Source organism: Microbacterium sp., assembly GCF_035554235.1.
GTDB lineage: Bacteria > Actinomycetota > Actinomycetes > Actinomycetales > Microbacteriaceae > Microbacterium.
This window is the reverse complement of record NZ_DATMIO010000123.1, coordinates 1-9,953: the sequence shown is the minus strand read 5'-3', so window position 1 is coordinate 9,953 and position 9,953 is coordinate 1. Positions and strand designations below refer to the sequence as shown.

Below are 9,953 nucleotides of genomic sequence, written 5' to 3'. Positions count from 1 at the left end.
AGACCCTCGCCCGGATCCACCTCATGCCCACCTGCGGGACGCAGTACTACCGCTTCGACGGCACGGGCTTCTCCCCCGTCTACGCGCACCACCTGACCGACGACGAGAAGACCCGCGCCCTCGCCGCCGTGGAGTCCGAGGCGCGCCGCCTGGGACTCTGGGAAGAGCAGACCTGGGGCCCCATCCTGGAGGACCGCGGATCGCAGATCACGTTCTCCGCGCTCGGGCAGGCAGCGCCGCTCGACGCGAAGATCGCGTGGGACCCCACGAGCGCGAAGAAGTCCGCCCTGCGTGACGCGGTCGCCGCCCGCATTCCCGACCTCGAGGTGCGCTCGGGCGGATCCACCTCTGTCGACATCACCCACCGGGGCATCGACAAGGCCTACGGCATGACGCGACTCGCCGAGCAGACCGGCATCCCACTCGACGACATGCTCTTCTACGGCGACCGGCTCGACCCGGATGGCAACGACTACCCGGTGCGCGCCCTCGGCGTGCCGTGCGAGGCCGTCGAAGGCTGGGAAGACACGGCCGCACACCTCGAGCGGCTGCTGCCCACCCTCCCCGTCCGCGTCTGACCGGAGCGGTCGACACCACCTGACTCCGGGCCCGCCCGTAGGCTGTGGCGCATGCATCCCCTGCTCCTCGTCGTTCTCGTCGCGGCCCTCACCAGCGCGTTCTGCTGGATCGCGTCGCTCCTCTCGAGGGACACGTCGTGGGTCGACCGGATCTGGTCGATCGTCCCCCCGCTGTACGCCTGGGTCTTCGCCATCGCCGGCATCGCCGACGGCAATGACCCGGGGCGCCTCCTGCTGATGGCCGTGCTCGCGACCGCGTGGGGCGCGCGCCTCACATACAACTTCGCCCGCAAGGGCGGATACGCGGGCATGGAGGACTATCGCTGGGCGGTGCTTCGCGGCCGCATGAAGACGTGGCAGTTCCAGGTCTTCAACCTTTTGTTCATCGTGCTCTATCAGAACGCGCTGCTCGTGCTCATCACACTGCCCGCCTTCATCGCCTGGCAGAACCCCGCTCCGCTCAACGGGTGGGACATCGCCTTCGCGCTGCTGTTCGCGGCGTTTCTCGTCGGCGAGACGATCGCCGACCAGCAGCAGTGGAACTTCCACCAGGCCAAGAAGCGCGCGGGGGGTGTGCTCGAGCCGGGCTTCGTGACGACAGGCCTCTGGCGGCTCAGCCGTCACCCGAACTTCTTCTTCGAGCAGACGCAGTGGTGGACCTTTTACGCGATCGGGGCGACCGCCGCGACGGCATCCGGACTCGGTCTGTGGGGCGGTGCACTGAACTGGACCATCCTCGGCGCCGCGCTGCTCACGCTGCTCTTCATCGGATCGACGATCTTCACCGAGTCGATCACGGCATCGAAATACCCCGGCTATGCGGACTATCGGCGCACGACGTCGATGCTCGTGCCGCTCCCCCCACGCCGCGCGCGAGAGCCCCGCACGGCCTGACGTCAGAGCGTCGCGTACCCGTTCGGGTTCTGCGTCTGCCACGTCCAGTAGTCACGGCAGGCGTCATCGATCGTCAGCTTCGTCGACCACTCGAGCTCCCGCTGCGCCTTCGCGGGATCGCAGAAGGTCGCGGCGACATCGCCCGGGCGACGACCCAGGATGTGCTTGGGCAGTTCGTGCCCGACGGCGCGCTCGAACGAGGCGATGAGCTCGAGCACGCTCACCGGCACCCCCGTGCCGAGGTTGTAGACCGCGTAGCCGGGCTGCGCCTTCTCGATCGCCGCCACGTGGCCCTCGGCGAGGTCGACGACGTGGATGTAGTCCCGCAGGCCGGTGCCGTCGGGGGTGTCGTAGTCGTCGCCGAAGACGCCGACGCGGTCGAGCGTGCCGATCGCCACACGGGACACGTAAGGCATCAGGTTGTTGGGAATGCCCGACGGGTCCTCGCCGATCAGCCCGCTCGAATGGGCACCCACCGGGTTGAAGTACCGCAGCACGGTGACGTTAACCTCGGGGTTCACCCGGGCGACGTCCTCCAGCACGACCTCGTTCATGCGCTTGGACTTCGAGTACGCGTTCGACAGGTCGACGCTGGTCTTCGAGTGCTCGGTGAAGGGCAGGTCGTCGGGATCCGAGTACACGGTTCCGGTGGATGAGAAGACGAACGAGCGGATGCCGCGGGCGAGCCCGACGCGCAGGAGCGCGAACGTGGTGTCGAGGTTATTGGAGTAGTAGTCGAGGGGCTTCTGCGTCGACTCCCCCACGGCCTTGAAAGCCGCCAGGTGGATGATCGCATCGAACGGTCCGTGGGCGGTGAATACGGACTCGACGACCTCGTCGTCGGCGGCATTCCCCACCACGAGCGGAACGTCGGTGCCCACGATCCGCGACACCCGCTCGGCAGCCACGGCGCTCGTGCCGGAGAGGTCATCCAGCAGGGCCACTTCGTGGCCCGCCGCCACCAGGGCGACGGCCGTGTGGGTCCCGATATACCCGGCTCCGCCGGCAAGGAGTACTCGCATGCTTCAACCCTACCGAGCGCCGGTGTCACCTCCCGTCGAGGTGTCCGCCCGATTCCTCGAGGTAACACAGGCCGCACAGCGACTCGTATGTCACCTCGCCACTTGCACTGAGCCCCGTCGAAGTGCTCGCACTGAGCCCCGTCGAAGTGTCGATCGCGACCTGATCGCCGGCGAACACGAATCGACCGTCGATCAGGCGGCCGTTGAACAGCGCTTTGCGCCCGCACCGGCAGATCGTCTTGAGCTCCTCGAGCGTGTGCGCGACCTCGAGAAGGCGACGAGAGCCCGGGAAGGCCTCGGTGCGGAAGTCGGTGCGGATGCCGTACGCGAGCACGGGGATGTCATCGAGCACCGCGATGCGGAAGAGTCCGTCGACCTGCCCGGCGGTGAGGAACTGCGCCTCGTCGACGAGCAGGCACGCGACCCGGCCCCCGGTCTCGGCCGCGACGCGAGCGGCGGAACGCGCGAACACGTCGCGGGGCTCGTCGCCCGGTGCGAGCACGAAGTCGACGGTGCGGGACATGCCCAGGCGGCTCTCGACCTGATCGGCGGCCTTCGTGTCGATGGCGGGTTTCGCAAGGAGCACGCGCTGGCCCCGCTCTTCGTAGTTGTACGCGGCCTGAAGGAGCGCGGTCGACTTGCCGGAGTTCATCGCTCCGTAGCGGAAATAGAGTTTGGCCACCCGCCGAGTCTACGAAACGCTCACACGCGCGACGCGCGGCGGCGGTGTCAGCGTCGCGTCAGGCGGAGATGGCCAGGACGCCCGCGGTCTCCTCGAGGGAGGCGCGCGCGACGGCGGGATCGACGTTCAGCGAGGTTCCATAGCTCGGGATCAGCTCGGCGAGCTTCGGCTCCCACCCGGCGATCTGGTCGGGGAAGCACGTCTTCAGCAGCCCGAGCATGATCGACACGGCGGTCGAAGCACCCGGGGAGGCGCCGAGCAGGCCCGCGATGGTGCCGTCCTCCGAGGTGACGACCTCGGTGCCGAACTGCAGGACACCGCCCTTCTTGGGGTCCCGCTTCATCACCTGGGCGCGCTGACCGGCGCCGAGCAGCACCCAGTCTTCGTCCTTCGCCGTGGGCATGAAGGTGCGGAGGCTGTCGACCTTCTTCGCGTGGTTTTTCAGGAGCTCGCCGACGAGGTACGTGATGAGCGAGGGGTTGTCGATCGCGACCTTCAGCATCGGCCAGAGATTGCCCGGGCGCACCTGGCCGACGATGTCGAACATCGAGCCGTGCTTCAGGAACTTCGGACTGAACGTCGCAAACGGACCGAAGAGCAGGGATGCCTCGCCATCGACCACGCGCGTGTCGAGGTGCGGCACCGACATCGGCGGTGCGCCGACCGACGCCTGCGAGTACACCTTCGCCTTGTGCTGCGCCACGAGGGCCGGGTTGCTCGTCTTGAGCCACTGACCGCCGATCGGGAAGACGCCGTAGCCCCTGATCTCGGGGATGCCCGAGCGCTGCAGGAGCTTGAGCGCCCACCCGCCCGCTCCGACGAAGACGAAGCGGGCCTTGAGCTTGCGCGGTGTGCGCCCGATCGAGTCTCGCATCTTGATCAACCACGTGCCGTCGGCCTGCCGGGTGAGGTTGTTCACCTCGGTGTTGGTGTAGACCTGAGCGCCGTTGTCGCGAAGGTGATCGAAGAGCTGGTGCGTGAGCGCGCCGAAGTCGACGTCGGTTCCGGCGGGCACGCGGGTCGCCGCGAACGGCACGCCCTTGCGACGGCGCTTCATCAGCAGCGGGGCCCATTGGTGGATGACGCGGGAGTCCTCGCTGTACTGGATGCCGGCGAAGAGCGGCTCCTTCTTGAGGGCTTCGTAGCGCTTCTTCAGGTACGCGACATCCTTCTCGCCCTGCACGAACGTCATGTGCGGGGTGGCGTTGATGAACGTCGACGGCGCATCGAGCACCCCCGCCTCGATGAGCGAGGCCCAGAGCTGACGGCTCTGCTGGAACTGCTCGTTGATCTGGATCGCCTTCGCGGGGTCGACCGTGCCGTCGGGCGCCTCGGGCATGTAGTTCAGCTCGCACAGGGCCGCATGGCCCGTGCCCGCGTTGTTCCACGCGTTCGAGCTCTCCAGCGCCACATCGTGCAGGCGCTCGAGAGCGACGATCTTCCAGTCCGGCTGGAGTTCTTTGAGGAGGGTACCCAGGGTGGCGCTCATGATGCCACCGCCGATGAGTACGACGTCGACGGTTTCGGTCACCCGTCAAGTCTAGGCGGGCGCGGAGGGCACCCCGGACCGCTCAGACGGCGGCGCTGGCGCCGAGCCGCGCCGCCACGACCTCCGCGATCTGCACCGCGTTGAGCGCCGCGCCCTTGCGCAGGTTGTCGTTGCTGATGAAGAGCACGAGGCCCTTGCCCTCGGGGGCGGACTGGTCGGCCCGGATCCGGCCCACGAAGCTCGGATCCTTGCCCGCCGCCTGCAGCGGGGTGGGCACCTCCTCGAGAAGCACACCCGGCGCGCTTGAGAGCACCTCACGCGCGCGGTCGGGGGTGATGTCCCTGGCGAACTCGGCGTGGATGCTGAGCGAATGCCCCGTGAAGACCGGAACCCGCACGCACGTGCCCGCGACACGGAGGTCGGGGAGCTCGAGGATCTTGCGGCTCTCGTTGCGGAGCTTCTTCTCCTCGTCGGTCTCATTTTCACCGTCGTCGACGAGGTTGCCGGCGAAGGGGATCACATCGAACGCGATCGGCGCGACGTACTTCTCGGGCTGCGGAAAATCGATCGCCGAGCCGTCGTGCACGAGCCGCAGGGTGTCGCCCTGGGCGAGCACTCCCTCGACCTGGCCGAGGAGTTCCTCCGCACCCGCGATGCCCGAGCCGCTGACGGCCTGATAAGTGCTGACGATGAGACGCTCGAGTCCGGCCTCGCGGTCGAGCACCTTGAGCACCGGCATGGCCGCCATGGTCGTGCAGTTGGGGTTCGCCACGATGCCCTTGCGCGCCTCGTCGATGGCGTGGGGGTTGACCTCGCTCACGACCAGCGGAACGTCGGGATCCATGCGCCACGCGCTCGAGTTGTCGATCACCAGCGCACCGGCCGCCGCGAAGCGGGGCGCGTGCGCGCGGCTGCCCGTGGCCCCGGCGGAGAACAGCGCGATGTCGATGCCTGCCGGATCGGCGGTCTCGACATCCTCGATGATCACCGTCTGCCCGCCGAACTCGACGGCCGTCCCGGCAGACCGCGCGGTCGCGAACAGGCGCAGCTCGCGAATCGGAAACGCGCGCTCCGCGAGGATCTGGCGCATGACGGTGCCGACCTGTCCGGTGGCGCCGACCACGGCGACGGACAGTCCGGTCTCGGAGATGTGGGTCATTGGGGTTCCTCGGATGTCGCGGCGTAAGTTCCGATTCTACCGCGGCGCCTGCGAGCGGCCGGCCCGGATGGTCGGGTGCCCGGAGGGAGTCAGCGGCCGGTGCCCGCGTGCACGGTCGCGTCGACGGTGCCGTCGAGACCGTACGCGGTGTGCACGAGGCGCGCAGCCTCGGCGAGGTCATCGCCGCGGACGAGCACGGAGATGCGGATCTCGCTCGTGGAGATCATCTCGATGTTGACTCCGGCGATCGACAGTGCCTCGAACAGCGTGGCGGATACGCCCGAGTGCGTGCGCATGCCGACGCCGACGACCGACAGCTTGCCGATCTGGTCATCGTGCACGAGGCTCTCGAACCCGACCTCCGCCTGATGCCCGGAGAGCGCCTTGAGGGCGGTGGCAGCGTCGGCCTTCGGCAGCGTGAACGAGATGTCGGCAAGGCCCGTGGCCGCGGCCGACACGTTCTGCACGATCATGTCTACGTTGGCCCCGGAGCGGGCCACGATCTTGAAGATCTCGGCGGCCTTGCCGGGCACGTCGGGCACGCCGATGATGGTGATCTTCGCCTGGCTGAGGTCGGTGGCGACCCCGGCGACGATGGGCTCTTCCATGTCTGCTCCCTCTGCGTTGCCGCCTCCGGCGGTGAGTGCGACGCCGTTGCGCCGCATCCCCTCCCCCCACACCAGTGTCCCCTCGCCCGAAGAGAAGGTCGAGCGGGCGTGGATCAAGACCCCGTGCCTGCGCGCGTACTCGACGGCCCGGATGTACAGCACCTTGGCGCCGTTGGCCGCCAGTTCGAGCATCTCCTCACTGGAGATCCGGTCGAGCTTGCGCGCCCGTGGCACGACGCGCGGGTCGGCGGTGAAGATGCCGTCGACGTCGCTGTAGATCTCGCAGACGTCGGCCTCGAGCGCGGCGGCGAGGGCGACGGCGGTCGTATCCGAACCGCCCCGGCCGAGGGTGGTGATGTCGCGAGTGTCGCGGTTGAAACCCTGGAAGCCGGCGACGATGACGATCGCGCCCTCGTCGAGGGCCTCGCGCAGACGCACCGGCGTGACATCCACGATGCGCGCGGCGCCGTGCCGCGCATCGGTGATCATGCCCGCCTGGCTGCCGGTGAAGGAGCGCGCCTCGAAGCCCATCGAGTGGATCGCCATCGCGAGCAGGGCCATCGAGATGCGCTCTCCACTGGAGAGAAGCATGTCGAGCTCGCGGGGCGCGGGGATCGGGGCGACCTGATTCGCGAGGTCGAGCAGCTCATCGGTCGTGTCGCCCATGGCACTCACGGCCACGACGACGTCGTGGCCCGCGCGACGCGTGTCGACGATGCGCTTGGCGACGCGCTTGATGCTCTCGGCGTCGGCGACCGACGAGCCGCCGTACTTCTGGACGATCAGCGCCACGATGGAACTCCCGGAAAACGTCGGGGCGGATGCCGCACCCAATCGTCCATCTTAGGGACGGGCGCATGCCGCAGAGTCCATATGACTTCGCCACCGGCGCCGCCGCGGGCGCGCTGCGGGCGATCGTGTCGGCGATCGTGACCTCCTGGATCGTCCTCGTGGAGGTGCTGCGCCGAGCCGGATGCCTCAGCCCGGTGCGATCGGTGGGACCCCGTCGGGCGGGCGCCGCATCCGCAGGCCCCCGGTCGCCGCGAGCCAGCAGCCCGCGAGAACGATCGGGAATCCCACGAGAAGAGCCGGCGTGAGCTCCTCGCCCAGGATGAGCACGCCCAGCACGATCGCGACGACCGGATTGACGTACGTGAACAGGGGTGCGCGCACCGGCCCGACGCGGGCGATCAGCGCGAAGAAGGTGATGAACGCCACCGCCGTGCACAGCACGCCGAGAAGCACCACCGAGACGGTCGCCTCGATCGTGGGGACCGTGTGCTGTGTGGCCACGGCGATGGGGAGGTAGACGATGCCCACCACCGCGAGCGACAGTGTGACCGTACCCAGGGCCGGCACCGCTCCGAGTCTGCGGGCGACGATGAACGGGGCGATGGCGTAGCAGATGGCAACGAGGAGCACCTCGCCGATCGCGATCAGCCCCACTCCACCATCGACGCCGAGACCGGGACCGATCACGATGATCGCCACGCCCAGGAAGCCGATGACGAGGCCGACGATGCGAGCGGGTTTGAGCGACGCCCGGTCGCCGCGCGCGAAGGCGATCACCGCGGCGAAGAGCGGCACGGTAGCGACGAGGAGCCCGGTCAGGCCCGACGGCAGGGTCTGCTCCGCGTGACCGAGCAGCAGGAACGGCCCCGCGATCTCGATCGCCGCGAAGGCCAGGACCCACGGCCACTTCGCGAGAGCGGGCCGCAATGCGTTGTTCCGCAGCGCGAACGGCAGCAGCAGCAGCGCCCCGACGAGCGTGCGCGCGCAGACGATCGCGGCCGGTGAGTAGGAATCGACCGCGACCTTGATGAAGAGGTAGGGCACGCCCCACAGCAGCGCCATCGCGGCGAAGAGGAGCCACGCGCGCGTGTCGTAGCGCTGCAGGACGGTTGTCGTCATCACACCGTCCGCCGGCCTTCGAAGGCGCGCCCGAGCGTGACCTCATCGGCGTACTCCAGGTCACCGCCCACGGGAAGGCCCGAGGCGAGGCGGGTCACGCGGATCTCGAGGGTCGTGAGGAGTCGGCTCAAGTAGGTGGCGGTCGCCTCGCCCTCGAGGTTGGGGTTCGTCGCGAGGATCACCTCCTGTACGGTGCCATCGGCGAGCCGCTGCATCAGCGAGGTGATGCGCAGATCGTCGGGCCCGACGCCCGCGATCGGGCTGATCGCTCCCCCGAGCACGTGGTAGAGGCCGCGGAACTCCCGCGTGCGCTCGATGGCCGCGACATCCTTCGCGTCTTCGACGACGCAGATGAGCGTCGGGGTGCGGCGCGGATCGCGGCAGATCGAGCAGCGGTCCTGTTCGGAGACATTGCCGCAGACCTCGCAGAAGCGCACCTTGTCGCGCACTTCGCTCAGCAGCAGAGCGAGGTGGGAGACATCGAATGACGGGGTCTGCAGGATGTGGAATGTGATGCGCTGCGCCGACTTCGGCCCGATGCCGGGCAGCCGGCCGAACTCGTCGATCAGATCTTGGACGATGCCGTCGTACATCAGCTAGCTGAACCTCGTGGGCGGCTCGTAGGGCTCTTCGCGGATGAAGCGCCCACCGAGGACCTGGCGCACGACGGGCTCGCCGTAGCGCTGCACCCCCGTCGATCGGGGGTTCGGCTTCGGGGCGATGTTCGGGACTGCCGGCATCGCGACCGCGGGGCCGAGCGTGTCGACGTCGGGCTCGTCATCATCGTCTTCGTCGCTCGGCGGCTCGATGTCGTCTGCCAGCACGTCACCCTCGCGCTCGGGAGCCAGCGTCGCCACCCGCAGCACGGTCGGTGCGGACTCCGCCTCCTCGGGCTCGTCGTCGACGGGAAACTGCGCGACCGCGATCGGGGTTCCCGCATGCGGGAAGGCGGTGCCGTCCCCCTCCGTGGGGATCGGGGCCACCGCCCATTCGGTCACCGAGGCGGCGCGGGGCGACGTGGCCGGCTGAGGTCGGCCCTGGTGCGGCGGCTCGACGACAGTCCGTGGGCGCGATGACGAATCGGATGCCCCACCCGGCGACTCCCCCGGGTCGTCGTCCGGCGGGGGCGCGTTCGAGGGGGGCGCATCGGGCGAAGGGGCATCCGGCGGGAGCGCGTCGGGCCCAGGTGCATCGGAGGCGTCGGAGTCGTGGCGCGCGAGATACTTCACGCGCACACCCAGCACACCCAGGATCGCGTTGCGGAGATCTTCGCTGACGCCCTGACCGGCCGTGAGCTTCTTGAACTTGGCGACATCGCTCTGGCTCTGGAACGCGAGGGTGAGCACGTCGCCCGCGAAGGCGAGCACGCGGGCGTTGCTCGCCACGAGCCACGAGCCGCGGCTGATGTCTTCGAGCCGTGCGAGCACCTCCGGCCACGCATCGCGCACGTGCTGGAGAGTGACGGGACCGGATGGCGCAGGGGTGGGCCCCGGCTGCGCTTCGACGGGCTCAGCGACCGGTTGTGGGCTGGCGACCGGGTGGGGGCTGGCGGCCGGGGCCGGGGCGGGGGCCGGGCTGGCGGCCGGGGCCGCGCTGGCGGACGGGGCGGC

The 9,953-nt window shown here is 69.0% G+C and carries 9 protein-coding genes and 1 pseudogene; 2 read left to right on the top strand and 8 right to left on the bottom strand.

The window, feature by feature from the left end:
* Both VNT50_RS06315 and VNT50_RS06310 read left to right on the top strand, forming a co-directional pair.
* Window positions 1-578, top strand: a 578-nt coding sequence (locus VNT50_RS06315; RefSeq protein WP_325484251.1) for an HAD hydrolase family protein, incomplete at its 5' end; no start/stop codon positions are given.
* Window positions 579-629: 51 nt separating this feature from the next.
* On the top strand, window positions 630-1,472 hold the full coding sequence (locus VNT50_RS06310) for a DUF1295 domain-containing protein (protein ID WP_325484250.1): 843 nt from the start codon (window positions 630-632) through the stop codon (window positions 1,470-1,472).
* 2 nt (window positions 1,473-1,474) lie between these two features.
* On the opposite strand, the gene galE is transcribed toward VNT50_RS06310, so the two are convergent.
* The 8 genes and pseudogenes from galE to VNT50_RS06270 form a co-directional block, all read right to left on the bottom strand.
* Window positions 1,475-2,494, bottom strand: a complete 1,020-nt coding sequence (galE, locus tag VNT50_RS06305; protein ID WP_325484249.1) for a UDP-glucose 4-epimerase GalE — start codon at window positions 2,492-2,494, stop codon at window positions 1,475-1,477.
* Between the two features lie 25 nt (window positions 2,495-2,519).
* Window positions 2,520-3,176, bottom strand: a complete 657-nt coding sequence (locus VNT50_RS06300) for a thymidine kinase (protein ID WP_325484248.1) — start codon at window positions 3,174-3,176, stop codon at window positions 2,520-2,522.
* A gap of 58 nt (window positions 3,177-3,234) precedes the next feature.
* Window positions 3,235-4,707 (bottom strand): malate:quinone oxidoreductase, encoded by a 1,473-nt coding sequence (locus VNT50_RS06295; protein ID WP_414683946.1) that lies wholly within the window; start codon window positions 4,705-4,707, stop codon window positions 3,235-3,237.
* A gap of 40 nt (window positions 4,708-4,747) precedes the next feature.
* Window positions 4,748-5,824 carry an aspartate-semialdehyde dehydrogenase gene (locus VNT50_RS06290; RefSeq protein WP_325484247.1) on the bottom strand — a complete coding sequence of 359 codons (1,077 nt, stop codon included), beginning with the start codon at window positions 5,822-5,824 and terminating at the stop codon, window positions 4,748-4,750.
* Between the two features lie 89 nt (window positions 5,825-5,913).
* Complete coding sequence (locus VNT50_RS06285) at window positions 5,914-7,224, bottom strand: aspartate kinase (RefSeq protein WP_325484246.1); 1,311 nt, start codon at window positions 7,222-7,224, stop codon at window positions 5,914-5,916.
* 186 nt (window positions 7,225-7,410) lie between these two features.
* On the bottom strand, window positions 7,411-8,343 hold the full coding sequence (locus VNT50_RS06280; protein ID WP_325484245.1) for a DMT family transporter: 933 nt from the start codon (window positions 8,341-8,343) through the stop codon (window positions 7,411-7,413).
* Window positions 8,343-8,936, bottom strand: coding sequence for a recombination mediator RecR (recR, locus tag VNT50_RS06275; RefSeq protein WP_325484244.1), 594 nt, complete (start codon window positions 8,934-8,936; stop codon window positions 8,343-8,345). The genes VNT50_RS06280 and recR overlap by 1 nt, the downstream gene beginning before the upstream one ends.
* Before the next feature lie 3 nt (window positions 8,937-8,939).
* Window positions 8,940-9,953: pseudogene (locus VNT50_RS06270) on the bottom strand (DNA polymerase III subunit gamma and tau); the annotation flags it as partial.